This is a genomic window from Luteibacter sp. HA06, assembly GCF_054061215.1.
Window position 1 is genome coordinate 4,041,222 of the sequence record NZ_JBSSDZ010000001.1, and the last position, 24,384, is coordinate 4,065,605.

Consider the following 24,384-nt stretch of genomic DNA (forward strand, 5'->3'; position numbering starts at 1 on the left):
GCCACACCCCGTGCCCAGAATGACACCCTCGATCCGTCGCAAACTCGAAGCCCTGGCCGAACGCCACGAAGAAATCGGCCTGCTGCTCGCGCAGCCGGACGTGCTTGCCGATGGCCAGCGATTCCGCGACCTGTCGCGCGAATATGCGCAACTGGAACCAGTCACCCTTTCGCTGAAGGAACACGACACGGCGGAACGCGAACTGGCCGAGTCCAGAGCCATGCTCGACGACGCCGAGATGCGCGAGATGGCGGCCGACGATATCGCCCGGATCGAGGGCCGCTTGCGCGACCTCGACGCCGACCTGCAGGTGTTGTTGCTGCCCAGGGACCCGCGCGACGAGGGCAACCTGTTCCTCGAGGTGCGTGCCGGTACCGGCGGCGACGAAGCCGCGATCTTCGCCGGCGACCTGTTCCGCATGTATGCGCGCTATGCGGAACGCCAGCGCTGGAACGTGGAAATCCTGCATGCCAACGAAGGCGAGCATGGCGGTTACAAGGAAGTGGTCGCCCGCGTCGAAGGACGCGGCGCGTACTCGAAGCTGAAGTTCGAATCCGGCACCCATCGCGTTCAGCGCGTGCCGGAAACCGAATCGCAGGGTCGCATCCATACCTCGGCGGCCACCGTCGCCATTCTTCCCGAGCAGGACGAGGTCGGCGAGATCGAAATTCGCGACGGCGACCTCAAGGTCGACACCTTCCGTGCGTCCGGCGCGGGCGGCCAGCACGTGAACAAGACCGACTCGGCCATCCGCATCACCCACCTGCCTACCGGCACCGTGGTCGAATGCCAGGATGAGCGCAGCCAGCACAAGAATCGCGCCCGTGCGATGAGCCTCCTCAAGGCGCGCCTGCTCGACGCGGAGCGCAGCAAACAGAGCGCCGCCGAGGCCGAGTCACGCCGGTTGCAGGTGGGCTCGGGCGATCGAAGCCAGCGCATTCGCACATATAGCTACCCGCAGGGGCGGATCACCGATCACCGGATCAACCTCACGCTGTATCGCCTTCTTGAAACGATGCAGGGCGATCTGGACGAGCTGATCGATACGCTGACGCGCGAGCATCAGGCGGATGAATTGCAGAATCTGATCGGGGCCAGCTGAAGGGCATCGCCGCTGAAGCGGCTCCCACACAGAGCATCGCTCGCACCAAACTTACATTACCTGCCGCACAATGCCGGTCACCTCCCCGTGGAACGGACCGAACCGATGGGCAAGAAAAAGAAGAAAGCCTACGAGCACGACCTCGAGGCACTGCAGATCGAACTGGTAGGCCTCACGCGCTGGCTGCGATCCACAGGCAAACGCATGCTGGTGATCCTCGAAGGGCGCGACGCCGCCGGCAAGGGTGGCACCATCAAGGCCATTACCGACAAACTCGACACCCGCGCCGCGCGCGTGGTCGCGCTGGGCAAGCCCTCGCATACCGAGGAAAGCCAGTGGTACTTCCAGCGCTACGTCGCCCAGCTCCCCGCTGCCGGTGAACTCGCGATCTTCGACCGCAGCTGGTACAACCGCGCGGTGGTCGAGCCCGCCATGGGCTTCTGCACGGAAGAGCAGTACGACGCCTTCATGAAGGCCTGCCCCACGTTCGAGAAACTGCTCACGGACGACGGCATCATCCTGTTGAAGTACTGGCTGTCGGTCGACCAGGAACCGCAGGAAGAGCGCTTCGCCGAACGCGCAGCGGACCCGCTCAAGCGCTGGAAGCTCTCCCCGGTGGACCTCAAGGCACGCGAGAAATACGTCGAGATGGGCGACCTGCGTGACGCCATGATCCAGCACACGCACACCGCGGACGCCCCCTGGTTCGTCGCCGATTTCAACGACCAGAAAGAGGGCCGCCTCAACCTGATCCGTCATCTCCTCGACCAGGTGCCCGACAAGCTCACGCCGGACAAGGAATTCGACCTGCCACCCTTGAAGGGCAAGCCGAAGAAGGACAAGGTCACCGCCAAGGCGGAGAAGGTACCGAAGGTCTACTGACGCACGACGGCACGTCGCACGGGCGTCTTGCGTTTGGGCAGGCGCCCGTTACGTGACAACCTCAACCACTGGCGCAAGGCCAGCAGGCCGCCTGCGGATTCGATCATCGCCGCGGGCACCCACATGATGACGCCACCGATCAGCTGGCCGGTGAGCACGTTGAGGGTGAAGGCACGGCCGCAGATCTCGAAGATCGGATACAGGTCGGTCTTCGAGAACGTGACGATGGCGCCGGCGACAATCTGCGGCGTCATGGTGATCGCCGGCGACAACACGCGGATGCCCGGCGACATGCGTCCCGGCGGCTTTGGCCGGTGATCGAGGACGATCCACCAGTAGGCCAGCCCCGAAAGCACCATCGACCAGTTCATGGCGCGGTAGATCCGCCAGTCCAGCATCGCCATGGTCTGCATGTCGGGAATCAGCCAGACCAGGATCAGGGCGACGAAGAACGCCGTGACAAAGGCGGGGTTGAACAGGCACGCGGCAACCACTCGCCACGCCAGCGATCGGCCGGCATGTCGCAAGCGGATACGCAGCCAGAACGGCAGGCCCGCACGAAGCACGGTGCCCGGATACGCCGCGATGATCAGCAGCGGCGCGAGGTGATGCAACAGCACCTGCTGGATGCGATGCATGAAGAACTCATGCTCGGCGTAGTAGTCGAAATAGGTGTGCAGGGCGACGTAGACGATCGCCATGCCGGCCCAGAATGCCGCCTGCCGGAGCGGAGACACCCGCAGGCGACGCGACCCGGCCACGTACGTGGCGGCCGTGGCGAGGAAAACGATCAGGAACACCCAGGAAAATTCCCAGGGTACGATCCACTTCATCAACCCGGCGCCCATCGGCTCAGACGACCCGACGGGCGCGACGCGTGCGTCGCCAGCCGTAGATGAGGCCGAGCAAGGCAACCAGCCCCGGCACCAGCACGATGTTGATGAACTTCAGGCGCAGGCCCAGTGCGTCGATCTCGGCGTTGAGCTGGTGCTGCACGTCGCGCAACTCCTTGCCGATGGCAAGCTTGCGTTGCAGGTACTGCTCCACTTCGCGGCGTTGCTCGGCGGTGGCCGTGGCCGGCCCCGCCGCACCCTTGGCCGGCTGCAGTTCGGCAAGCCGCCGCTGCGTTTCATAGAGTTCGTTCTCGAGCTCGCGCTTCTTGACCAGGAACTTGCGATCCGCTGCAGCTTGCAAGGCCTTCACCCGGGTGAATGGCCGCTGGGAATTCACGCGCCCGCGGATCGACAGCAAGGCGGTCGAACCACCCAGGTTGTCGACGAGGTTGGCAACGAAGTCGCCGTTGTTCGCGAACGGTGTGAGTTGCTGCTGTCCCAGGAGCGGCTGCACGTCGATCCAGAGGCGATCCGAGAGCAGGTCCGTGTCGGCGACCAGGACGATCTCGCCCGGGCCACCGGCCACCGCCAGATGTCCCTTCTCACGACGCTCCGGGAAGGCGGTGTGGAAGGTGTCGCGCAGGCGCGCCGCCAGGAGGTAGCGCTCGTGGGTCGGTTCGTAATTGTCGAGCAGGCTGGTCGGATCACTCACCGAGTCGCGTACACGCTGGGCCGGCACGATCGTCGCCTCGTCCGAGGTCTGCACCAGCGGGATCAGCCGGGCCTTCGTATCCTGCGCAAGTTCGAAGAAGCCGGTCGTCGAGAAGTTGATCCGCTGCAGGCTCGCCGTGACCACGTCATCGTGATTGAGGTCCTGCGTACCCAGGCCGAGCATCGCCGGGTGGCCGATGCTGTTGCCGTTGAGTTCGATGGTAAGCGCCTGCGAGCGGTCGAGCACCACGCGCGTCGGATCGAAAATCACGCCCCAGCTCTTGAACAGCCTTGGCAGGTTCGAGTCGTGATCGTCCACGGTGCCGTGCGAATCGATGAGCGGCGCGGTGTCCATCTCCGCGTCTGGGTCGACGAAAACAACCAGATGCCCCCCGCGCATGACGAACTGGTCGATCGCGTATTGGGCGTCGTCCGAAAGATGCTTGGGATGAATCAGGAGCAGCACCCCGATCGAAGGATCGATGTGGGTCACGCTGTCCGGATCGATCGCGGTGACATCGGCGAGCTGGTCGAGTTGATGCATCAGCGTCCACGGCGCCTCACCGATGACCAGGTTGCCTTCGACGGGAAGCGAGCTCATCACGCCAAGACGGGGCTTCTTCGGCATACCTAGTTCGTAGAGCAGCTTGGCAATGTCGTATTCGACAAAGGCCTCGCGCGCCGGATCGAAGAAGGGAATCGCCTGCGGCGCGGTATCACCGGGACCGCTGCTGCCGACGAGGCCGAAGAACACGCGCTCGCCGTTGCTGCCGCCGCTGGCCGGCGTCAGGCCATAGCTTTCCGCGGCGTCCTCGTCGTCCGAATACGGCACCGGATCGATCACCCGCAGGCGGATACGTCCATGCGCGCGCACGGCGATCTCGCGCAGCATCTCGTGGACGCGCTGCTCGTAGCTGCGCAGCTGCGCGAGATCGCGCGTGGCGTGGTCGGAGAAATACAGCGTGAGCGTAAGCGGCTTGTGCAGGTCGTCGACGATGTCCAGGGTACCGGGCGTCAGCGTGTAGATGCGATCGGACGTCAGATCGACGCGAGCCGTACGCAGCGACAGCGAGCTGAAGGCGACCGTGATCAGGAAAAGGATCGCGATACCCAGCAGCGAGAGGCGCAGCAGGAAGGGGCGCGACAGACGCAGGCGGCGCGACATCGTCATCGCGTCCTCTTCAGGTCGAGGACCACGACGCTGGCCGCGAGCCACGCCACGATGGTGGCGAAAAAGTACACCAGGTCACGAAGATCGAGCACGCCACGTGCGATGGCATTGGCATGCCGGGCGATGCTCAGCTGGCCGAGCGCACCGATGACGCGTGGTGGCACGGCATCCTGGAAGAAATCGAGCACCTGAGGCTGGCCCGCAAGCAACAACAGGAAACACACCGCCGCCGTGAGGATGAACGCGATGATCTGGCTGCGCGTCGCCGTGGACATGCAGGTGCCGATGGCGATGAAGGCGCCGGCCATCAGCCAGCTACCGACGTAGCCGGCCAGGATCACGCCGTTGTCGGGGTCGCCGAGATAATTCACGGTGAGCCAGATCGGGAAGGTCAGGAACAGGCAGATCCCGATGAAAGCCCAGGCGGCGAGGAACTTGCCGAGCACGGCCTGCGAAATCGATACAGGTAGCGAAAACAGCAACTCCAGCGTGCCGGAGGACCGTTCCTCGGCCCACATCGACATCGTCACCGCGGGCACCAGCACGAGGTAGAGCCAGGGATGCATGTCGAAGAAGGGCTGGAGATCGGCGAGGCCGCGATCGTAGAAGTCGCCCGTGTAGAACGTCAGCACCCCGGCCATGACCAGGAAGATCACCATGAACACGTAAGCCACAGGTGTGACGAAGTAGCTCCACAGCTCGCGGCGCATGATCGCCGTCACGCCGCTCATGCCTGGGCTCCGCGTGGCTGGGTGGTGATCTGGCGAAACACTTCGTCCAGACGACCCTGCTCCAGCTGGATCTCCGAGACTTCGAGGTTCTGTGTCCGCAGCAAGGCCTGTACCTCTTCGAGGATCGGCTGGCCACTCCTCGGAAACACGGTGACGCGGCCATCGAGGGGATCGACCTCGACCGATGCCACGTTGGGAATACGCGCCAGCATCTCGCGGGACACGCCACTGCCCGGCGCGCTGAAGGACACCGCACCGTGGTAGCGCGAGCGCGCCTCCAGTTCCGCAGGCGTCGCATCGGCCAGCAACCGGCCATTCGCGATGATCGCGACGCGGTTGCACAGCGCATGCACTTCTTCGAGCAGGTGCGTGGAAATAAGGATGGTGCGCTCACGCGCCATGGCGTCGATCAGCATGCGTACCGAGTGCTTCTGGTTCGGGTCGAGGCCATCGGTCGGCTCGTCGAGCATGAGCACCGGCGGATCGTGCAGGATCGCCTGGGCCAGGCCGACGCGGCGGCGCAGGCCCTTCGACAGCGTGCCGATGGTCTGCTCGAGCACGTCTTCCAACTCGAGCCGCATCACCACTTCGTCGAAGCGGCGAAAGGCGATGTCCCGCTCCAGGCCACGCACGCGAACCATGAAGACGAGGAACTCGCGGATCGTCATCTCGCCATAGCTGGGCGCACCCTCGGGCAGATAGCCCAAAGCGCGCTTCGCGGCGAGCGGCTCCTTGCGTACGTCATGGCCACAGACTCGCGCGGTACCCGAGGTGGGAGCAAGGAAGCCGGCGATCATCCGCATGGCGGTGGACTTGCCCGCGCCATTGGGACCCAACAACCCGAGCACCTGCCCCGGCTCGGCCCGCAGGGTCAGTGCGTCCACCGCGGTCAGCGGCCCATAACAGCGGGTGAGTCGGTCGGTCTCGATCATTGCTTCGCAGTGTACCGAGCGGCCCAGCGGATAGCTCGCACCTTCCACGTAGGAGCCGATTCATCGGCGAACGCCTCAATGCTGATATTGCGAACGACGCATTGCTCCGCTTCGTGCTGGCGCTTCAACCGCTCGCCTCATGATCGCAATCCATCATCCGCGAACCCGACAGGCTGAGGGTTCGCCGATAAATCGCCAGAATGGTACCACTTGTGGTACCATTCTGGCCCAGCAAAGGAATGGCTGATGGTGCTAGTCCAAGAATACATAGCAGCAGATGGGCGTAATCATTATCGCGAGTGGTTCAACCGCCTCGTACCGCTAGCCGCTGCGAAAGCGGCCGCAGCGGTAGCGCGTATGGCTGCTGGCAACAGCTCTGGCCTGAAAGGCCTTGGTAGTGGTCTCGCGGAATGGAGAATCGATTGGGGCCCTGGGCTCCGCCTTTATGTGCACCAGGCTTTTTGAAGGCGGGCACAGGACGGCATAACAACGCGTCCAAACCCAGGAGGCGCAAATAGCCGTACAGATGGCTTCATGTCGGTGCCACAAGCAACACCACGAAGGAACAACCATGCCCCTGACCGTCGACTATCGCGAGACGATCGCAAATCGCATCAAGGACGACCCCGGGTTTGCTCGAGCACTGCTCGATGAAGCCACCAGCATGCTGCTCAATGGCGAGGCAGAAGCTGCACGCCTGCTGATGCGCGACCTCACCCACGGCCTCGTGGGCTTCGAGGGCCTGGCCAAGGCAACCGGGACCCCGCCCAAATCGCTGCACCGAATGCTTTCGCGCGGCGGAAACCCGGGCATGAACGCGCTATGCGGAATTCTCGCGCAATTGGTGAAGGCAACATTCCACGCGCCGGCCACCGCCCACGTGACCGCAGGACCTCTATCCGCCTGATCTCGAAGTGCCGCGCCGCGGTCCTTGTTTCGATAGGGCATCGCCGATGAATCGGCTCCCACAAAACAAAAAAAGCCCCGCCGTTGCCGGCGGGGCTTTGGGTGTTGCGCGGAACTAGCTTACTTCGACAGCGTCGGCGCGGAGGCTGCCTCGGCCGGAGCCGCGGCGGTACCTGCGGCGGCCGGGGCCGAGGAGGAGCTGGCCGGAGCCGCCTCTTCCAGGGCCGGCGGCTTCATGCCGGCTTCCTGCTCCGGGGTCTGCTCCGGGAGGTTGTCGCCCTGCAGCGGCAGGTAGATCTCGAACTTCTGCTCGTCGTAACCCTCGATCGTGCCGTGGTTATTGGTCGGAGCCTTGGTCTGGATGTCGTAAGCGCGGAAGACCACGTCGTCGTACTTGTAACCGTGGGTCTGCGCGTAAGCGCCCAGCATCTGACGCGTCTGCGGCAGGCCTGCACCGGTACCGGCCCAGTCGGCCTTGAGGGCCTTGCCACCGAAGGCGAGCACAGCCTTGACATTGCCATCGACGATGACGCGGCCCAGCTTGTCCTTGCTACCCGGAGCCGCATTGTCGCCGGCTGCCGGAGCGGCGGAGGTCGAAGCCTCGGCCGGATCCAGCGACGGACGCTGGGCGGCGGTGAGCTCGACGTCCTGACCGTTGATCTTCAGCGTGGTGGCGTCGATCTCGGCGGCCACGTCGAAGGTGTAGTTCTGGTCGCCCCAGTTCGTGGTGAACGTGATGCGCGGGCTGGTGATGTTCACGCCGAGCTTCTTGGCGGTCGCCTGGATCTCGGCCATCGCCTTGTCCGACGCGGTATCGACATCGTCGAGGGTGCGCGGAGCGGTGGTCGAGACGAAGAGGATCGGCTTGGCCGGCTGCTCGACGATCGACGGAACCATCTTGCTGTAGTCGATGTTGGGGATCGACGCCATCAGGTTCTGCAGATTCGACAGGCTGAACTGGATCAGCGCGTCGGGATCGCCATGGATGTAGAGATTCGAGAAGCGGTTGATCAGGTTGAAGCCGTACGACACGTCGTAAGCCCAATTGACCTTGACCAGCTTCTGGCTACGACCGGTGCGCTCGAGCTTGATCGTGAACTTCTTGTCGCTACCGCGCCAGCCGTTGTCCAGGTTCCAGACAATGGTGCCCTTGCCGGCATCGGAGATCTGGGCGAAGCCCGGATCGATAGAGGCAATCTCGAGGGCGCCATCGCCGACCTTGGGGTCGGAAGCCTTCCAGGAAATCTTTGCACCCGGGCCGTACGCCTTACCCGACAGCTCGAACTGCACCTTCGAATCGAAGGAGCGCAGAACGGTGTAGTCGGGGAAGCGACGGAAGTTGCTGAAAACGTCGTAAACCTGACGCAGATCCTTGCTGATCAGCATTTCGCGCTCAACATGTCCTGTTGAGGGCATAGCGACGCCGACCACGACACCGAGTACGGCGACGATGACGAGGGCGACAATAAATTCTAACAGACGCGTCATTCCACGGTTCTCCGAACGTCTTACGAACGGGTTCTACGCACAGCCATGGACGCCGTACGCTCACCCCTGAAGAATCGGCCCGTGGCAGGGGTTCGCCCGCGCCGAAAGAGCCGATGGTACTTGCTCGCGGCAGGGAACGCCATTGGGTGCCCTGCCCTTTTTCGCAAGCGGGTAAAAGGCGGTTTTCGGCCGCGGCGGCCCGGCGGGCGCCGCGGATCCGCGTCAGATCAGACGATCCCCAGTTCCAGCGCCTTCAGGACGGCACGCGTGCGGTCGCGAACGCCCAGCTTGGAAAGAATATTGGAAACATGATTCTTCACCGTCCCCTCGGCGACGCGGAGCGAATTGGCGATCTCCTTGTTGCTGTAGCCACCCGAGAGCAGGCGCAGGATCTCGGTCTCGCGCTCGGTGAGCGGGTCGGGCTGCTCCAGGCTGGAGAACTGGTTCTGGATGCGGCCAACCCCCGCGAGGAGGCGCTGGGTGACCATCGGGGCGACCAGGGAGCCGCCCGCCGCCACGGTGCGCACCGCTTCGACCAGCTGGTCGAGCGAGACATCCTTCAGCAGGTAACCGCGCGCGCCGGCCTTGAGTCCGGCCAGGACGAGCTGGTCGTCGTCGAAGGTCGTCAGGATGATCGTCGGTGGCAGTTCGTTGCGGCCGCCAAGAGTCTGGAGTACGTCCAGGCCGCTCATGTTCGGCATCCGCAGATCGAGGAGGACCACATCGGGGCGAATCTGCGGAATGGTCTGAACAGCCTGGGCGCCATCCGCGCATTCGGCGATCACGCGGATATCCCCCGCGAGGTCGAGCAGCGAGCGAATGCCCTGGCGAACCAGGTTCTGATCGTCAACGAGACAGACGGAGATCATGGATGACCCTCGGAAGGAAGCGGAATTGTGGCACGGGGCGGGAAGTCCGGATCGCCTGCCAGGCCCTGCTCCAGCGCGGGTCGCGTCGGTGCATGCGCCAGGGTCGGCTCCTCGCCGAGGGGAAGGCGTGCGGTAAGGGCAAAGCCGCCCTCGGGGCCACTGCGGAAGTCGACCGTGCCCCCGAACTCGGCCAGGCGCTCGCGCATGCCGTTGAGGCCATTGCCGGGCCGGACCGAACCGCTGCCATCGCCGCGCCCGTCGTCGCGTGCCTCGAGACAGAGTTCATCGGGACCCGTGTGCCGGAAGGTGAGCCAGAGATTCCGGGCGTGCGCGTGGCGTACCGTATTGGTCAGGATCTCCTGCACGCAGCGCAGCAGCATCTGCGCCCGGCGAGGATCTTCCACGCCGAAACGTGGCGGCACGCTCAACTGCACCTGCAGCCCGGGCACGCCTTCGATGAGGCTGCGCACGGCCTGGGTCAGGTCGATGGCATCGTCCTGGCGTAGCTCGCTGACCACTTCACGCACATCGGCCAGCAATTGCTTGGCGGTGCGCTGGGCCTTCAGCACGTGCTCGCGGGCGGTGTCATTGGTGAGGTGGCTGGCGACCTCGAGATTGAGGCTGAGCGCGGTCAGGTGATGGCCGACCAGATCGTGAAGATCGCGCGCGATACGCATGCGCTCGGCAATGCGCGTGGATTCGGCCAGCAGCGCCCGGGTAGCCCGCAACTCGGAGTTCAGCTGACGAAGTTCTTCTCGTTCGTCAGCCTGCTGACTCGCCACCATCGAGGCGATGAACACCAGCGCGGAGAAGCCGAAGTAGAGGCAGGCCTGCATGGCCGAGGCGACCAGCGTGAAAGGGATCTCAAGGAACACCGGGATCAGCAACAGGTGCGCCAGGACCATCCAGGCAATGCCGATGGGGAGGGTCACCAGCCAGGGGACCACCGTCGCCACGATGATCAGCAGCAGCGCCGCGACGCCGCTTTTGCTGAACACACCGATCGCCAGCGCCGTGCCGGTGAGAATCAGCAGGACCGCAATACGGGTAAATCCGTCTACACGGAGCCCGAGATTGCGGGTAAGCAGCCAGTAAACCAGGCCGAAGACGAGGTAACTCGCGGTCCAGCCCAGCAGCGCCGTGTCACCGATGGATCCGGGCCCGCTGCCGACCCGTTGCTGGGAAAGCGGCAGGCCCACGCACAGGAACACGAAGTACGTGGCGTACTTCAGCAGGCGGACGTTATTGAACTGAACCTTCGACATGGCCGCATCATAGGGCTTCGAGGCCGCCGCACCACCTGATAGAAGTCACGCTTGGGCAAACGGCAAGCGTCGGCTTTACAACGGTTTTACATGCGCATTGGCATGCCACTGGGGTAGCCGGCGTGCCATAATGCCGCGCATTCGGCGGCCGGGGGTCGCCTGTTTTCAGAACCACTCATTCCAGAATCTTCAGCGGAGCAACGAATGGCCCTTGCCATCCGCGACGTGCGTGAGCACGACCTGGATGCCGTGCTGGCACTCAATAACGAGGCAGGCACCGGTATCCTCGCCACGGACCGCAGCCGCCTGCGTCACCTGTACGAGATCGCGCACTATTTTCGTGTCGCCGAACAGGATGGCCGCATCCTTGGCTTTCTTATCGCCATGCGCCCCGACGCCGAATACGCCAGTCCGAACTTCCGCTGGTTCCAGGCCCATTACGAAAGCTTCGTGTACATCGATCGCATCGTGATCGCGTCCGAATCACGCGGCCATGGTCTGGGCCGCATCTTCTATTGCGATGTACAGAGTTATGCCGAGGTACGTGTGCCGCTTTTGACCTGCGAAGTTTTTCTCGAACCACGCAACGACCAGACCGTGCTGTTCCACGGGACCATGGGTTTCCAGGAAGTCGGCCAGCAGAAGATGGGCGACACGGGCCCGAAGGTGAGCCTGCTCGCGCGTGAGCTGCCAAGCTTCCCATTCGTGCGTGAGCGCTATATCGAGCAGGACGGCCTGCCCGCCGTACCCTGGCTCAGCGAGCGCGAGCGTCCGATCAACGGCCACAAGGTGAGCGCATGAGCGCCCGCGCTGAATCCCTCGAGGCCGCCTGCGACCTCCGCTTCGGCCAGGTCGGCATTGCCTGTGTACGGCTTCGCCGCGTCGATGCCGCCGCCCTCGTCGAAGAACTCGAGCGTCGGGTGCGTGCGGCCCCGCAGATGTTCGCCCGCGCCGCCGTCGTGCTCGATCTCTCGCACCTGCCCAAACTGCCTGACGACGGCATGGTCGACGCACTGCTGGAAGCCATTCGCAGCGCCGGCATGCTGCCGGTCGGCATCGCCTACGGAACCCCGGAAACCGAAGCGCTCGCCGAGCGGATGAACCTGCCGCTGATCGCCAAGTTCCGCGCACAGTACGAACCCGGGCAAGGCACGGCCACGCCGGGCGTCGGTGCTCCTGCGCGCAGCGAAGCAGCGCCCACCATGGCACCGATCGACCAGGATGCCGAACCGGGCAATGCGACGACCGCCCAGCACCACACGGGCAGCGCCGTGCGCTCGGGCCAGCAGGTCTACGCACGTGACCGCGACCTCGTCGTCACCGCCGCGGTGGCGAACGGCGCGGAAGTCATCGCCGATGGCTCGATCCACGTCTACGGCAGCCTTCGCGGCCGTGCCATGGCAGGCGCCCAGGGCGACGAATCCGCGCGCATCTTCTGCTCCGACTTCCGTGCCGAACTGGTCGCGATCGCCGGGCATTACCGCGTCTTCGAAGACATGCCGAAAGAATTCGAGGGCCAGCCCGTGCAATGCTGGCTCGATAATGGAAAACTCATGATCGCGCGCCTGTGACGCGCGGTCCCACGCTTATTCGCGGAGACATCTCTTGACAGAAATCATCGTCGTCACCTCCGGCAAGGGCGGAGTCGGCAAGACCACCACCAGTGCCTCCCTCGCCACCGGTCTCGCCCTGGAAGGCAAGAAAGTCGCCGTCATCGATTTCGACGTCGGCCTGCGCAACCTCGACCTGATCATGGGCTGCGAGCGGCGCGTGGTGTACGACTTCGTCAACGTCGTCCACGGTGAAGCCACGCTCAAGCAGGCCCTGATCAAGGACAAGCGCCACGAGACCCTCTTCGTGCTCGCCGCGTCGCAGACGCGCGACAAGGACGCCCTCACCCAGGAAGGCGTCGAGAAGGTGCTCGAGGAACTGACCAAGGAAGGCTTCGACTACGTCGTCTGCGATTCCCCGGCCGGCATCGAGAAAGGCGCGCACCTGGCGATGTACTTCGCCGACCACGCCGTCGTCGTCGTCAACCCGGAAGTCTCTTCCGTGCGCGACTCCGATCGCATCCTCGGCCTGCTCGCCAGCAAGACCCGCCGCGCCGAGAAGGGTGAGACGCCGATCAAGCAGCACCTGCTGCTGACGCGCTACAACCCCAATCGCGTCGAAGCCGGCGAAATGCTCAGCGTGAAGGACGTCGAGGACATCCTCGGCATCAGCGTCGTCGGCGTCATCCCGGAATCGGAAAACGTGCTCGCGGCATCCAACGCCGGCGTCCCGGTGATCCTCAACGATGACTCCAACGCGGGTCTCGCGTACAAGGATACGGTTGCCCGCATCCTCGGTCGTGAGCTTCCGCTGCGTTTCATCGAGCCGGTCAAGAAGGGCTTCCTCAAGCGCGTCTTCGGAGGTTGAGCATGGGTATTCTCGATTTCCTGAAGCGTAAACCCGAAGCGACTGCGGGCGTGGCCAAGGAACGCCTGCGCATCATCGTGGCCCAGGAACGCTCGACACGTGGCGGTCCCGACTACCTGCCGCTGCTGCGTAACGAGCTGCTCGAAGTCATCCGCAAGTACGTCAACGTCGACGTGGACGCCGTGAACGTCACCCTCGACCGCGACAGCGGCCACGAAGTGCTCGAACTCTCGGTTGCTCTTCCCGACGGCAAGCCCGCTACGTCCGCATGAACGCGCCCGATCCCGCCGACGCGGTCCTCCGCGTCGGCGCCATCGGCCTCGACGAACCACGTGCCCTGCTCGCCCGCTACGGCCTCACGCTCGTCGAGGTCGCGGACGGTGAAGCCATCCCGGGTAGTTTCTGGGGCGACACCGAGGCCGGCATCATCGGCACGACGGTCTACGCCCGCGCCGATACTCCCGTGCACTCGCTACTCCACGAAGCCTGCCACCTCATCGTTCTCCCCGAGGAGCGCCGAGCGTTGGTGCACACCGACGCGACGGATTCCATCGAGGAAGAAGACGCGACCTGCTACCTCCAGATCGTCCTCGCCGGCCAGCTGCCTTCGGTGGGCTCCGCACGCCTGATGGAAGACATGGACCGCTGGGGCTACACCTACCGCCTCGGTTCCACCCGCGCCTGGTTCGAGCAGGATTCGCCGGAAGCGCAGGCGTTCCTGCGTGAGCGCGGGTTGCTTACTGGCTGATGCGGGGGCACCCGATCGCCGATAAATCGGCTCCTACAACAGAGGCCCGCGCTAACCCGGCTCGTTTCGCTCGATCTGCGAAACGACGCTGGACGCCGCGGCTGCCGACATGCGGGCAAGCCGACGGCGTTCCAACGAGGCGTAAGCGAGCCACGCGCTCAGGCCGATCAGGCACATGCACGTCGTGCCGATCGCCAGGCTGAGCATGCTGCCGGACAGCGCCGGCGACAGGATGCCGGCGACGATGGCCGTGAAGATCAGGCTACCGAACGCCTGCACCGACGACACGCCGCCCCGCTGTTCCGGGAAGCGATCCAGCAGCAACAGGGTCAACGTCGGGAATGCCAGCTGCACACCGCAGCCATACAGCGCCAGCGGGAGGGTGGACCAGGGGACGCGGGGATGGTCCAGCGTCAGTGCGAGGATAAGGTTAAGGGCGCACGACGCGAGCATCGCCGCGTAACCCCAGTTCACCGTGCGCGCCGCACTCGCCCGCCCGGCCACGCGGCCGGAGATGAAGGCGCCGACGACCATGCCGCTGACCACCGGTACGAATAGCCACGGGAAGCCGTCTGCACCCAGGTGAAGGCGATCGCGGATGAGCTGGGGCGCCGAGGCGATATAGAGGAACAAGCCGGCGAAGTTGATCGAGCTGGCGATCGCCAGCGGCCAGAACGGGATATCGCGCAGGATGGTGAGGTAGCCGTGCAACAAGGGCCGTGGACGGAATACCGTGCGCTTTTCCTTCGGATGCGACTCGACCAGCAGGCGCGCCACGCTCACCGTCAGCGCCACCGTGAACGCCGCCAGGGCCCAGAAAATACCCCGCCAGCCGTCGATGCCGAGCAGCCACGCGCCGATGATCGGGGCGATGGCCGGCGCCACGCCGAAGATCATCATCACCTTCGACATCATGCGCTGGGCTTCCTCGCCCTGCATGGTGTCACGCACGACGGCGCGACCGATGACGATACCGGCGCCACCACACATGCCCTGGACAATCCGGCAGCCGAGCAGGAAACCGAAGCTTGGCGCCATCGCGGCGCCCACGGACGCCACCGCGTAGATCGCCATGCCGGTGACGATCACCGGTTTGCGCCCGTAAGCGTCCGACAAGGCGCCATGGAACAGGCTCATCACCGCGTAGGCAAGCAGGTACACGCTGAGCAGCTGCTGCAGGGCCACTTCGCCCACGCCAAAGTCGCGCCCGATATCCGGAAAGCCCGGGAAAATGGCGTCGATCGAAAACGGCCCGATCATCGACAGGGCCGCCAGCAGGTACGGCAGGTAACGCCGCAGGTCGCGGGTCGCGGAGGTCATAGACCTTCAAGGCGGTGGCAAGGGGACTTTGCGAGTATAGCTGCAAGGTTTCGGGCCATAATCGTGCCATCGAACTACGCAGGAGCTGCCGTGGGTTACACCGGTTTTCTTGCCGTCGGCGTCGGCGGCGTCCTCGGCTGCTGGTTGAGGTGGTGGCTGGCGGTCGCCTTCAATCCGCTCTTCCCCAACCTGCCGCTCGGTACGCTCGCGGCCAACCTCACCGGCGGCCTGCTCATGGGTGTGGCGCTGGGCGTGTTCGACCACTTCACCACCTTGCCGGTGGATGCACGACTGTTGATCGCCACGGGCTTCCTCGGCGGCCTCACCACGTTCTCGACCTTCTCGGCCGAGACCACGGGCCTGCTCCTTCGCGAGCAGTACGGCTGGTTCGCCCTGCATGTCGGGTCGAACCTGGCCGGCTCCATCGCCATGACGATTGCCGGCCTTTTCATCACACGCGGAGTTCTGAAACACATGTGAGCGCCACGCCGCGCGGGGCGGCGAGAGGATCACCAGGGATCACTTCGATGAGCCACGATTCTTCTTCTCTCAAGGCACGGGCACAGGCCATGCTCGAACAGGCCGGCATCACCCTCGGCGGTAACCGGCCCACCGACCTTGTCGTGCACGACGAACGCACTTATCCCCGTGTCTTCGCCCACGGGTCGCTCGGCCTGGGCGAGGCCTATATGGAAGGCTGGTGGGACGTGGGTGACCTCCCCGCCTTCTTTGCCCGCGTACTCGGATCGCATGTGGACGACTCGCTGCGTACGCTGGACACCCTCGTCGCGCACCTCAAGGCCCGCTTCCTCAACCTGCAACGCGGCGACCATGCGTGGGACGTCGGCAGGCAGCACTACGACCTGGGCAACGACCTCTTCGAAGCGATGCTCGGCAAGCGCATGGTCTATTCCTGCGGTTACTGGGCCAACGCCAGCAACCTGGACGATGCGCAGGAAGCCAAGCTCGATCTCATCTGTCGCAAGCTGCAGTTGCGGCCCGGGCAGCGCCTGCTCGACATCGGATGCGGCTGGGGCGAAGCGTTGAAATACGCCGCGGAACGCTACGGCGTGAGCGGCGTCGGCGTCACCATTTCGAAGGAACAGGCCGAGTACGCACGTGCGTTGTGCAAGGGCCTGCCGGTCGAGATCCGCCTGCAGGACTACCGCGACCTGGACGAGCGCTTCGACGCCATCCTCTCGGTCGGCATGTTCGAGCATGTCGGCGGCAAGAACTACCGCACATGGTTCGAGGTGGCGCGCCGATGCCTGCACCCCGAAGGGCTGGCGGTGCTGCATACGATCGGCAGCAACGAACAGCCGGGACGCCCCGATCCCTGGATCGAGAAGTACATCTTCCCCAACTCGGTCATCCCCGCCATGAGCCAGGTAGCCACCGCACTGGAGGGCCTCTTCGTGGTCGAGGACTGGCACAACTTCGGCACCGACTACGACCGCACCCTCACCGCATGGCTGGCCAACTTCAACAAGGCGTGGCCCCAGCTGGCGGGGCGCTACGATGAACGTTTCCGCCGCATGTGGCAGTTCTACCTGGGATGTTCGGCCGGCATCTTCCGCAGCCGGCGCGACCAGCTCTGGCAGCTCACCCTGTCCCCCCGGGGCGTGGCCGGCGGCATGCGCGTGCCACGCTGACGCCGCGACGACTTACCGCCCCGTACGGTCAGGGGCATGACTGATCGTGCCAGTGCCAGCGACGGAGTGGTCGAAACGGATGTGCCAGCGCGGCTGGACAGGCTTAGCTGGGGTCGCTTCCACACCCTCGTCGCCGTTGCGCTCGGCATCACCTGGGTGCTCGACGGCCTGGAAGTCACCATCACCGGGTCGATCGCGGGCGCGCTGAAGTCCAGCCCGGCGCTCCACCTGACCGACCTGCAGGTCGGCATGGCAGGAAGCCTCTACCTGGTGGGCGCAGTCGCCGGCGCCCTCTTCTTCGGCTGGCTGACCGACCGCCTCGGTCGCAAGAAGCTCTTCACGATCACGCTCGGCCTGTACCTGGTGGCGACCGCCGCCACGGCGTTCTCCCCGGATTTCACCACCTTCGTGATCTTCCGCATGTTGACCGGTGCCGGCATCGGCGGCGAATACGCGGCGATCAATTCGGCGATCCAGGAGTTGATCCCGGCCCGCTACCGCGGCCACACGGACCTGGTCATCAATGGCAGCTTCTGGATCGGCGCGGCGATGGGGGCGCTCGGCGCCGTGGGCTTGCTCGACGGTGGCTGGGTGCCGCCCGAACTGGGTTGGCGACTTACCTTCGGGCTGGGCGCCGTGCTTGGCCTGGGTGTACTCGTGCTTCGCCATTGGGTGCCGGAGAGTCCGCGCTGGCTGATGCTGCACGGGCGCGTCGACGAAGCCGAAGCCATCGTTGCGCAGATCGAGCGGCGACTGGGTGTCGCGCCGCCGACGGTGTCGCTTCCACGACTACGCCTGCGTCCGCGCAAACTGACCCTCGGCGCCGTCGCCACCACCCTGTTTCGCGACTACCCCAGGCGCACGGTCCTCGGCCTGATCCTCATGGCCACGCAGGCGTTTTTCTATAACGCGATCTTCTTCACCTACGCGCTGGTGCTGGGGCGCTTCTACGGTGTAGCCGATGCCGACATCGGCCTTTACCTGTTGCCTTTCGCCGCAGGCAACTTCCTCGGCCCCTTGCTGCTTGGACGGCTGTTCGACACGGTCGGACGCAAGCCGATGATCGCGATCACCTATGCGATGTCCGGAGTGCTCCTGTTCGCCACGGCGTGGATGTTCGTCCATGGCATGCTCGATGCCCGCACGCAGACGGTCGCGTGGAGCGTCGTCTTCTTCTTCGCCTCGGCGGCCGCGAGCTCGGCCTATCTCACCGTCAGCGAGAGCTTCCCGCTGGAGCTGCGCGCGCTGGCTATCGCGCTCTTCTATGCGTTTGGCACGGCACTGGGCGGCGTGGTCGGACCTTGGCTGTTCGGCTCGCTGATCGGCACGGGCGAACGCTCGGCCATCGGCTGGGGCTACGCCCTGGGTGCCTGCCTCATGCTAGTGGGTGCCGCCGCCGCCCTTGGTCTCGGGATCGCCGCCGAACGGCGCTCCCTGGAGGATGTCGCTGCGCCGCTCGGGCGCGCCGACTGAGCGCAGGAAGCGCTTGCGAAGGATGCCGCGAACGAAAGCGATCGCCGGCTGCGGATCGTCCCAGCGAAAGGTATGCAACTGCGCGCTGGCCCACTGTCCGAGTACGCGCAGCCACGGCAGGCGCTGGCGTTTCCGGAGCGCCAGCACCGTGGGGATGTCGTGGTAAAGGTCCACGCAGGCGACACCCTCCGGGTAGTCCGCCGTCGCACGCGTCACCGGGAGGCCCTGCGCATCCTGCCAGGCCATCTCGCACACGTTCATCCCGCAGCGCGCGGCGAACTCCACATAGGTCCACGCGCGCGTGTTCACCTCGATGATGCGGTAGACGCCATCACGCGGATCACGTTTGAACTCGGCACTGAAGATACCCCGGTAATCGAGGCCGTCGAGGAGACGACGCAGTTGGCGAATGGCTTCCGGCAGGATGGCAAGCGGGACCGAGTGACAACACGAGCTGTTGCCGAAGTCCGGTGGCGACATGCGCAGCCGTCGCCGGGCGAACACGCCGCCGTAGGCTCCGTTCGCTCCGCGAAAACCGTCGACGAAGAAGTGTTCGCTGGCCGGCCCGGGCACGTACTCCTGGGCCATCAGGCTGAAGCCCTGCGCGTGCAGGCGTGCCCACGCCTCCCGCAACGCTTCGGGCCGATCCACCCATATCCCTTTCACCCCGGTGACGTCACTGAAGCGCTGCGAGTTCACGGGCTTGATGAAGACGCGATCCATCGTGGCGAAGGGGATCGCGTCGATATCCTCCAGGCTGGCGATGCGATACGTGCGCGGATGAGGAATATGCGCGGCAGCGAGGTAGCCCGCGAACACCGCCTTGTCCTGCAGCAGGCTCTGCGCGTCCCGACTGGACGTGCTGACCAGGAAACGTTCGCCGAGATCGCTCGACGGCAGGTCGGCCAGCCAGAGTGCCGCGTCGTCCGCACCGGCGATGATCACGGCTTTTTCCAGGGGCATCGCCCGCAGGGCGGCCAGGGCATGTTCGCCCGGCTGGCCGTCCCACGGAACGGCACCGGGGGTCGGCCGGAACCACCGCGAATGGGTCACGATATCGCCGGCGGGACAGGCCACGTAGGCAGGAATGCCCGCCATCTGCAGGCTACGAAGAATACCCAGCGCGGTCGGCCCGCGCCCCATCACGATCGCGGGTACCCGCTCGTCGCCGCACGTAGTCATGCCGCCCCCTGTGGCGGGTTACAACGCCGGAATGGCGCACCCTGCAAGGGAAATGTGACACCGGAGCCGGCGACCAGATAGATCGCCACACGGCCTATGCCCTATCGGGGGGAGCCGCGTTGCTCGGCGAGGGCGGATTCGATGGCGGCATCCATCGCCAGGGCACTCGCCCGCAGGGAGGCGCCGTCCATCAGGTCGAACACGTCGGCCACGGCGGCCGATGGCGTAGCGTCCGAGGGAGTGGCAGCAACGTCAGCCGTCGACGCCGGGGCAACCAGGGCATCCGCGCTCATCTCGGTCGCGTACTTGACGATCTTCACCGGGCGTCCGTTGGCGTCGAAGATCGGGTTGTATGTCGCCTGGATCCAGGTGACGACCTGGCCCTTGGCCAGTCGCCGGTACAGGCCGGCATCGTGCAGACCCGAGCGCAAACGCCGCCAGAAGCCGATATAGGCGTCGGAGCGGCTCTCCTCCTGGTCGACGAAAAGACTGTGGTGCTTGCCGACGATCTCGTCGAGACGATAGCCCGTCATGCCGAGGAAGACGTCGTTGGCGTCCAGCACCATGCCGTCGAGCGAGAACTCGACGACGGCCTGGGTATGGTCGACCGCGTCCTCGCGCTGGACCCGCGTCGTGACGGCCGCGCGCTCGTCGGAAATGTTGCAGCCGTAAAGCAGCACCGACGACATCCGTCCGCCACGGCCGGCCAAGGGAATGTAGACCGCCTGGAACCAGACCTCGCGGCCGGGAGCACCCACAGCGCGATACGTCCCGGCCACCTGCTCGCCCCGGGCAAGGGCGCGCCAGAGGTGTTCGGCGTCATCCAGCGGGAAGAAACGGCTGTGCGGTTGCCCCACCACGGCCTCGGCCCGGCAGCCCAGCGCGGCGAGGAAGCGCTCGTTGACCGAGCGCACCACGCCATCCATGCCGAACTCGACCACCGACTGGCTGCGCGAAAGCGCTGCGATGATTGCGCGCTCCGTGCGGGCGCCGCGCATGCCGCGCACCCATCCGAACATTCCCATCGTCGCGCCCCGTACTTCAATGTGATTCAAACTGGCTTATCGGCCGGAGGCGGTCCGGGCTTTAGGCGGACGATACCAGTTTCGTCATTTCACATCTGTCCGTCGGCCACGGCGAACGGGACGACGGCGGGTGGCTCGCGGGCCTCCATCGCCTGGCGACGCACCGGCGGAGCCGGGCGCGGGACCGAGGGCGCGGTACGGCCAAGGGTGATGTTCTTGGAGGCGCGCACTTCCCGGTTGGCGAAGGTCCAGATCTCCCCGGATTCGGTGATGAACACCGTCCAGTAAAGGTCCGACTCCGGGCCATAGTCGATCAGGAAATGGGCGAAGCCTTCGCCTTTGGGGGTGTTCATGGGAAGTGGTGGATTCAGTTGCAGCATGGTGTCCTCCTCGTGAGCCGATTAGCCCCAAACGCGCGTGGGGCCGGAGTGAACGTGCCGTCGATCACGCATCACCGGACGGGGACACCACTTTTCGCCACGGGTGGGTAACATGGACGTATCCGAGAGCAGGTTCACCAGGGGATTCAGGGCGTGCAGGCACGTAATTTCGCGGTATCGGTTGTCCAGCCCGGTGGCAAGGTTGCCATCGAGATCGAATTCAACGAGAAGATCCACGGACTGTCCGGGGACACGCTGTGGCTGTCGCTGGAAGACGATGCAAGCGTTGCCGACGCGGAGGCGCTACGCGCGCTGCTCGAGCGCGTGGGTCACCGCATCACGGTGACGAACGTACGCGCCTGACCGGCGATGCAGCCGTCTCGGTGACGGCGCCTACCGCCACCGCCAGCGGTACCACGACAGGCGTCAGCCGATGGTTCACGCCATGGATCTTGCCGCAGCCAAGGCAATGACGGGTCATGCCCAGCCCACGGCGGGAAGCCCGCGCCGAGCTCAGCAGGCACCCGCAGACATAGCAGCTGGCGATCGCACCGCGGTCCCATAGCTTCACGCGCACGGCCTGCACTGCCACCCACCCGATCGCGACCGTCACCGACCCGGCCATGATCCAGCCGGGAAGGTCGGAATACAGGGAAAGAATGCCCAGCCTGCCGGGCATCTGTTGCACGGCTTTCATCGCCGCCGCCGCAAGCGCACCTGCGCCAAGGACCATCAGGCCCGGCGAGAACAGCCGAAAATACATTCGTCCGGTGTACGACATGTGGCTCCCCTTCCCCAGCCGGATGCTCCCGGCCGGGTCAGGTTGGGGCCTGCGGGGTCTAGCCGCCGTGAACGACGTTGGCTCAGGTGGCCGACGCGCCGAACGAGGGCGGCCGGTCGGCCTTCGCCTTGCCGAATGCCTCGTTGGGTTTGTCGCCCATCACGAAGCTCAGTGTTCCGCCGGCAGCGAGTTCCTTGTGGCTGATCCAGCTCTTCGACCACGGCTGGCCGTTCCAGCTCACCGACTGGATGTACGCCCGGCCCGGACCGTTGTCCTTCGTCTCGATGACCAGCGTACGGCCACCGCCGACCTGCACTTCCGCGCGGTCGAGCAAGGGGCTGCCAAACACGTAGTTGGTGCTGACCGGATCCACCGCGTAGAGACCCATGGCGCTGATCACGTACCAGGCGCTCATCTGGCCGCAGTCCTCGTTGCCCGGAAGGCCATCGGGCTCGGGCAGGTACATGGATTCCAGGATCATGCGCACGCGCGCCTGGGTCTTGTGGTGCGACCCGGAGTACGCGTACAGGTAAGGCATGTGATGCCCCGGCTCGTTGCCGAACGCGTACTGGCCGATCATGCCGGCGATGTCCGGCGGCGCGTTGTCCGGCAGGTCCGGGTCCGCATTGAACAGGCCGTCGAGCTTGGCCTCGAAAGCCTTCTCGCCACCGAACAGCGCCATGTAGTTGTACACGTCGTGCTGGTTGAGGAAGGTGGCCTGCCAGGCGTTGGATTCGGTGAAGTCGCGCCACTTCTTCGAATGACCGATGGCGATCGGATCGAAGGGCTGCAACCAGCTACCGTCGTCCGCACGCGGCTGGACGAACTGCGTGTCCTTGTTGAACACGTTGCGATAGTTCTGCGACTGCGTCCGCAGGAGCGTCGCGTCGTCGGCGTGGCCTAGTGCATCGGCCACGTGTGCCACGGCCCAGGCGTCGTACGCGTACTCGAGCGTCTTGCTGGCTGCCTCGCCTTCCTTGTCGCTGGGGATGAAGCCCTTCGCGCGGAACGCCGGCAGGCCGAAGTAGTCGTCCTGCAGGGCACGACGGCGAAGCACCGGCCAGGCCTTGGCGTAATCGATACCGGTGAAACCCTTGGCCTGGGCCTCGGCGATCACCGGCGCGCAGTGGTAGCCGATCATGCAGACCGTCTCGATACCCTGCAGCGGCCATACCGGCGCGCCGCTCGGGCTCTCGACGGCAAGCCGCACGAGGCCGTCGACCAGGTCGGGCACGCGCTCGGGCTGGTAGAGCGTGAACAGCGGATGTTCCGCCCGGTAGGTATCCCACAGCGAATACGTGCTGTAGTTGTGCCGTCCCTCGGGCAAGGTGTGGACCGCCTTGTCCATGCCACGATAACGACCGTCGAAGTCACTGAAGACCGTCGGCGCGAGCATGGTGTGATAAAGCGAGCTGTAGAACGTGCGCTTGATCTTGTCCGACGACGACTCGATGCGGATGCGCGAGAGTTCGTGCTCCCACTCGGCTTCCGCCGAGGCGCGGATGCCGTCGAAGTCCCAGCCGGGCATCTCGCTGTCGACGTTGCGCATGGCCCCGTCGATGTCGACGCCGGAGATACCGACCTTCACCAGCAGCGGTTCCGACGATGCCTTGTCGAAGTGCAGCGCCGCCTTCAGCTGTTCGCCCTTGATCGTGGTCGTGCCATTGGGCAACGCCTTGTCGTCGCTGTACAGCGTGGCGCTGACGATCGGCCGTGAGAGCTTCATCGCGAAGTAGATCACGCGCCCCGTCGCCCACTGGTAGACACGACGGCCACCGACGATCGTGTCGTTGCCGACCAGGGTCAGTTCCACGTCGCTGAGGCGGGTCGGCGTCTGGATGTTGTCCTGGTAACCGTGCGCGAGATCGAGCAACAGGTGGGCGTCGCCATCCTTCGCGAAGGTGTAGCGATGCATACCCGCGCGCAGGGTCGCCGTGAGTTCCGCCAGGATGTCGTGGTCGGTCAGCTTCACCCGGTAGTAGCCCGGATGCGCCTGCTCACCCGTGTAGCGCGAACGGTAGCCCTTGACGTGCGTACGGAAGCCCTTCTCCGGCTTCTGGTTCCCCTTGTGCTTCGCGTCGAAGCGCGACACGAAGTTCACGCCGTCGTAATCGCGGTCACCCGGCTGCAGGCGCACCGCGCCCATCGCCGGCATGACGAGGAAGTCGAGCATGTCCGCCGCACCGGTGCCCGACAGGTGGGTGTGCGAGAAGCCCATGATCGAACCGTCGCCCTGGTGGTAACCGGACGAACCGTCCCACTCGGCGTTGTTCGTGTCCGGACTCAGCTGGACCATGCCGAACGGCCGCGTCGCACCCGGGTAGGTGTGACCGTGGCCGCCCGATCCGACAAAGACGTCGACGTAACGCAAGACGCCATCCGCAGCGGTGCCGCCGCTGGCGGGTGGCGCGTTCAGGCCCTGGTGTACGCCAGTGGCCAACGCGGTGAGGGAACCGAGCTGACCAACGGCCGTAACGGCGGCCATCCCTTGCAGAAAACGTCGACGGGTAACCAT

General features: G+C 65.1%; 25 protein-coding genes. 12 read left to right on the plus strand and 13 right to left on the minus strand.

Going from position 1 to position 24,384, the window contains the following annotated elements; translation table 11 throughout:
- The first annotated feature begins 19 nt into the window (after nt 1–19).
- Together prfA and ppk2 are read left to right on the plus strand one after the other, a co-directional pair.
- A complete protein-coding gene (gene prfA, locus ACVWWJ_RS18695) occupies nt 20–1,102 on the plus strand; it encodes a peptide chain release factor 1 (RefSeq protein WP_456969029.1) in 1,083 nt (360 codons plus the stop codon).
- A 105-nt stretch (nt 1,103–1,207) separates the two neighbouring features.
- A complete protein-coding gene (gene ppk2, locus ACVWWJ_RS18700) occupies nt 1,208–1,984 on the plus strand; it encodes a polyphosphate kinase 2 (RefSeq protein ID WP_456969030.1) in 777 nt (258 codons plus the stop codon).
- On the opposite strand, the gene ACVWWJ_RS18705 is transcribed toward ppk2, so the two are convergent.
- The 4 genes from ACVWWJ_RS18705 to ACVWWJ_RS18720 are packed head-to-tail and all read right to left on the minus strand — an operon-like array spanning nt 1,978 to nt 6,362.
- On the minus strand, nt 1,978–2,832 hold the full coding sequence (locus ACVWWJ_RS18705) for a cytochrome c oxidase assembly protein (RefSeq protein WP_456969031.1): 855 nt from the start codon (nt 2,830–2,832) through the stop codon (nt 1,978–1,980). The two genes, ppk2 and ACVWWJ_RS18705, sit on opposite strands and share 7 nt — an antisense overlap.
- A 4-nt stretch (nt 2,833–2,836) precedes the next feature.
- Entirely contained in the window at nt 2,837–4,699 is a 1,863-nt protein-coding gene (locus tag ACVWWJ_RS18710) for a GldG family protein (RefSeq protein ID WP_456969032.1), read from the minus strand.
- Entirely contained in the window at nt 4,696–5,430 is a 735-nt protein-coding gene (locus ACVWWJ_RS18715; RefSeq protein ID WP_159892953.1) for an ABC transporter permease subunit, read from the minus strand. Before ACVWWJ_RS18715 ends, ACVWWJ_RS18710 begins: the two co-directional genes overlap by 4 nt.
- Complete coding sequence (locus ACVWWJ_RS18720; RefSeq protein WP_159892951.1) at nt 5,427–6,362, minus strand: ABC transporter ATP-binding protein; 936 nt, start codon at nt 6,360–6,362, stop codon at nt 5,427–5,429. The genes ACVWWJ_RS18715 and ACVWWJ_RS18720 overlap by 4 nt, the downstream gene beginning before the upstream one ends.
- A 571-nt stretch (nt 6,363–6,933) precedes the next feature.
- On the opposite strand from ACVWWJ_RS18720, the gene ACVWWJ_RS18725 reads away from it, so the two are divergent.
- A complete protein-coding gene (locus ACVWWJ_RS18725; protein ID WP_456969033.1) occupies nt 6,934–7,269 on the plus strand; it encodes a helix-turn-helix domain-containing transcriptional regulator in 336 nt (111 codons plus the stop codon).
- A 119-nt stretch (nt 7,270–7,388) separates the two neighbouring features.
- On the opposite strand, the gene ACVWWJ_RS18730 is transcribed toward ACVWWJ_RS18725, so the two are convergent.
- From ACVWWJ_RS18730 to ACVWWJ_RS18740, 3 genes are all read right to left on the minus strand, one after another.
- Entirely contained in the window at nt 7,389–8,756 is a 1,368-nt protein-coding gene (locus ACVWWJ_RS18730; RefSeq protein WP_159892947.1) for an SRPBCC family protein, read from the minus strand.
- A 227-nt stretch (nt 8,757–8,983) separates the two neighbouring features.
- Nucleotides 8,984–9,625 (minus strand): response regulator transcription factor, encoded by a 642-nt coding sequence (locus tag ACVWWJ_RS18735; RefSeq protein ID WP_159892945.1) that lies wholly within the window; start codon nt 9,623–9,625, stop codon nt 8,984–8,986.
- Nucleotides 9,622–10,890, minus strand: a complete 1,269-nt coding sequence (locus ACVWWJ_RS18740; RefSeq protein ID WP_159892943.1) for a sensor histidine kinase — start codon at nt 10,888–10,890, stop codon at nt 9,622–9,624. Before ACVWWJ_RS18740 ends, ACVWWJ_RS18735 begins: the two co-directional genes overlap by 4 nt.
- Before the next feature lie 204 nt (nt 10,891–11,094).
- Between ACVWWJ_RS18740 and ACVWWJ_RS18745 the strand changes: the two genes are divergently transcribed.
- From ACVWWJ_RS18745 to ACVWWJ_RS18765, 5 genes are read left to right on the plus strand one after another with little or no spacing between them, the layout of a single operon-like run.
- The gene (locus tag ACVWWJ_RS18745; RefSeq protein ID WP_456969034.1) at nt 11,095–11,691 is read left to right on the plus strand and encodes a GNAT family N-acetyltransferase; all 597 of its coding nucleotides are present in this window, start codon (nt 11,095–11,097) and stop codon (nt 11,689–11,691) included.
- Entirely contained in the window at nt 11,688–12,461 is a 774-nt protein-coding gene (minC, locus tag ACVWWJ_RS18750; protein ID WP_456969035.1) for a septum site-determining protein MinC, read from the plus strand. The genes ACVWWJ_RS18745 and minC overlap by 4 nt, the downstream gene beginning before the upstream one ends.
- A 34-nt stretch (nt 12,462–12,495) precedes the next feature.
- Entirely contained in the window at nt 12,496–13,308 is an 813-nt protein-coding gene (gene minD, locus ACVWWJ_RS18755; RefSeq protein WP_159892937.1) for a septum site-determining protein MinD, read from the plus strand.
- Between the two features lie 2 nt (nt 13,309–13,310).
- Complete coding sequence (gene minE, locus ACVWWJ_RS18760; RefSeq protein ID WP_063571637.1) at nt 13,311–13,580, plus strand: cell division topological specificity factor MinE; 270 nt, start codon at nt 13,311–13,313, stop codon at nt 13,578–13,580.
- Nucleotides 13,577–14,056: a hypothetical protein gene (locus tag ACVWWJ_RS18765; RefSeq protein ID WP_456969036.1), complete on the plus strand. Its 480-nt coding sequence runs from the start codon at nt 13,577–13,579 to the stop codon at nt 14,054–14,056. The genes minE and ACVWWJ_RS18765 overlap by 4 nt, the downstream gene beginning before the upstream one ends.
- A 51-nt stretch (nt 14,057–14,107) precedes the next feature.
- Here the strand turns inward: ACVWWJ_RS18765 and ACVWWJ_RS18770 are convergent, their stop codons facing one another.
- Nucleotides 14,108–15,376, minus strand: coding sequence for a multidrug effflux MFS transporter (locus ACVWWJ_RS18770; protein WP_456969037.1), 1,269 nt, complete (start codon nt 15,374–15,376; stop codon nt 14,108–14,110).
- 90 nt (nt 15,377–15,466) lie between these two features.
- On the opposite strand from ACVWWJ_RS18770, the gene crcB reads away from it, so the two are divergent.
- From crcB to ACVWWJ_RS18785, 3 genes are read left to right on the plus strand one after another with little or no spacing between them, the layout of a single operon-like run.
- Entirely contained in the window at nt 15,467–15,856 is a 390-nt protein-coding gene (gene crcB, locus ACVWWJ_RS18775; RefSeq protein ID WP_456969038.1) for a fluoride efflux transporter CrcB, read from the plus strand.
- A 47-nt stretch (nt 15,857–15,903) separates the two neighbouring features.
- Nucleotides 15,904–17,028 (plus strand): cyclopropane fatty acyl phospholipid synthase, encoded by a 1,125-nt coding sequence (gene cfa / locus ACVWWJ_RS18780; RefSeq protein WP_456969039.1) that lies wholly within the window; start codon nt 15,904–15,906, stop codon nt 17,026–17,028.
- Between the two features lie 36 nt (nt 17,029–17,064).
- Nucleotides 17,065–18,501 carry an MFS transporter gene (locus ACVWWJ_RS18785; protein ID WP_456969040.1) on the plus strand — a complete coding sequence of 479 codons (1,437 nt, stop codon included), beginning with the start codon at nt 17,065–17,067 and terminating at the stop codon, nt 18,499–18,501.
- On the opposite strand, the gene ACVWWJ_RS18790 is transcribed toward ACVWWJ_RS18785, so the two are convergent.
- The 3 genes from ACVWWJ_RS18790 to ACVWWJ_RS18800 form a co-directional block, all read right to left on the minus strand.
- Nucleotides 18,409–19,683, minus strand: a complete 1,275-nt coding sequence (locus ACVWWJ_RS18790) for a carboxylate--amine ligase (protein WP_456969041.1) — start codon at nt 19,681–19,683, stop codon at nt 18,409–18,411. The genes ACVWWJ_RS18785 and ACVWWJ_RS18790 overlap by 93 nt on opposite strands.
- 101 nt (nt 19,684–19,784) lie before the next feature.
- Nucleotides 19,785–20,708, minus strand: a complete 924-nt coding sequence (locus ACVWWJ_RS18795) for a PAS domain-containing protein (RefSeq protein WP_456969042.1) — start codon at nt 20,706–20,708, stop codon at nt 19,785–19,787.
- Nucleotides 20,709–20,797: 89 nt separating this feature from the next.
- Nucleotides 20,798–21,088 (minus strand): hypothetical protein, encoded by a 291-nt coding sequence (locus ACVWWJ_RS18800; RefSeq protein ID WP_456969043.1) that lies wholly within the window; start codon nt 21,086–21,088, stop codon nt 20,798–20,800.
- A gap of 153 nt (nt 21,089–21,241) precedes the next feature.
- On the opposite strand from ACVWWJ_RS18800, the gene ACVWWJ_RS18805 reads away from it, so the two are divergent.
- Nucleotides 21,242–21,451 carry a hypothetical protein gene (locus ACVWWJ_RS18805; protein WP_159892521.1) on the plus strand — a complete coding sequence of 70 codons (210 nt, stop codon included), beginning with the start codon at nt 21,242–21,244 and terminating at the stop codon, nt 21,449–21,451.
- Here the strand turns inward: ACVWWJ_RS18805 and ACVWWJ_RS18810 are convergent.
- Together ACVWWJ_RS18810 and ACVWWJ_RS18815 are read right to left on the minus strand one after the other, a co-directional pair.
- Nucleotides 21,426–21,869, minus strand: coding sequence for a hypothetical protein (locus ACVWWJ_RS18810; protein WP_456969044.1), 444 nt, complete (start codon nt 21,867–21,869; stop codon nt 21,426–21,428). The two genes, ACVWWJ_RS18805 and ACVWWJ_RS18810, sit on opposite strands and share 26 nt — an antisense overlap.
- Nucleotides 21,870–21,951: 82 nt before the next feature.
- Nucleotides 21,952–24,384, minus strand: coding sequence for a GH92 family glycosyl hydrolase (locus tag ACVWWJ_RS18815; protein ID WP_159892517.1), 2,433 nt, complete (start codon nt 24,382–24,384; stop codon nt 21,952–21,954).

Coding starts and splice junctions, on each gene's coding strand:
- prfA (WP_456969029.1), top strand. CDS start 20: ATGACACCCTCGATCCGTCGCAAACTCGAAGCCCTGGCCGAACGCCAC.
- ppk2 (WP_456969030.1), top strand. CDS start 1,208: ATGGGCAAGAAAAAGAAGAAAGCCTACGAGCACGACCTCGAGGCACTG.
- ACVWWJ_RS18705 (WP_456969031.1), bottom strand. CDS start 2,832: ATGGGCGCCGGGTTGATGAAGTGGATCGTACCCTGGGAATTTTCCTGG.
- ACVWWJ_RS18710 (WP_456969032.1), bottom strand. CDS start 4,699: ATGACGATGTCGCGCCGCCTGCGTCTGTCGCGCCCCTTCCTGCTGCGC.
- ACVWWJ_RS18715 (WP_159892953.1), bottom strand. CDS start 5,430: ATGAGCGGCGTGACGGCGATCATGCGCCGCGAGCTGTGGAGCTACTTC.
- ACVWWJ_RS18720 (WP_159892951.1), bottom strand. CDS start 6,362: ATGATCGAGACCGACCGACTCACCCGCTGTTATGGGCCGCTGACCGCG.
- ACVWWJ_RS18725 (WP_456969033.1), top strand. CDS start 6,934: ATGCCCCTGACCGTCGACTATCGCGAGACGATCGCAAATCGCATCAAG.
- ACVWWJ_RS18730 (WP_159892947.1), bottom strand. CDS start 8,756: ATGACGCGTCTGTTAGAATTTATTGTCGCCCTCGTCATCGTCGCCGTA.
- ACVWWJ_RS18735 (WP_159892945.1), bottom strand. CDS start 9,625: ATGATCTCCGTCTGTCTCGTTGACGATCAGAACCTGGTTCGCCAGGGC.
- ACVWWJ_RS18740 (WP_159892943.1), bottom strand. CDS start 10,890: ATGTCGAAGGTTCAGTTCAATAACGTCCGCCTGCTGAAGTACGCCACG.
- ACVWWJ_RS18745 (WP_456969034.1), top strand. CDS start 11,095: ATGGCCCTTGCCATCCGCGACGTGCGTGAGCACGACCTGGATGCCGTG.
- minC (WP_456969035.1), top strand. CDS start 11,688: ATGAGCGCCCGCGCTGAATCCCTCGAGGCCGCCTGCGACCTCCGCTTC.
- minE (WP_063571637.1), top strand. CDS start 13,311: ATGGGTATTCTCGATTTCCTGAAGCGTAAACCCGAAGCGACTGCGGGC.
- ACVWWJ_RS18765 (WP_456969036.1), top strand. CDS start 13,577: ATGAACGCGCCCGATCCCGCCGACGCGGTCCTCCGCGTCGGCGCCATC.
- ACVWWJ_RS18770 (WP_456969037.1), bottom strand. CDS start 15,376: ATGACCTCCGCGACCCGCGACCTGCGGCGTTACCTGCCGTACCTGCTG.
- cfa (WP_456969039.1), top strand. CDS start 15,904: ATGAGCCACGATTCTTCTTCTCTCAAGGCACGGGCACAGGCCATGCTC.
- ACVWWJ_RS18785 (WP_456969040.1), top strand. CDS start 17,065: ATGACTGATCGTGCCAGTGCCAGCGACGGAGTGGTCGAAACGGATGTG.
- ACVWWJ_RS18790 (WP_456969041.1), bottom strand. CDS start 19,683: ATGACTACGTGCGGCGACGAGCGGGTACCCGCGATCGTGATGGGGCGC.
- ACVWWJ_RS18795 (WP_456969042.1), bottom strand. CDS start 20,708: ATGGGAATGTTCGGATGGGTGCGCGGCATGCGCGGCGCCCGCACGGAG.
- ACVWWJ_RS18800 (WP_456969043.1), bottom strand. CDS start 21,088: ATGCTGCAACTGAATCCACCACTTCCCATGAACACCCCCAAAGGCGAA.
- ACVWWJ_RS18810 (WP_456969044.1), bottom strand. CDS start 21,869: ATGTCGTACACCGGACGAATGTATTTTCGGCTGTTCTCGCCGGGCCTG.
- ACVWWJ_RS18815 (WP_159892517.1), bottom strand. CDS start 24,384: ATGGTTACCCGTCGACGTTTTCTGCAAGGGATGGCCGCCGTTACGGCC.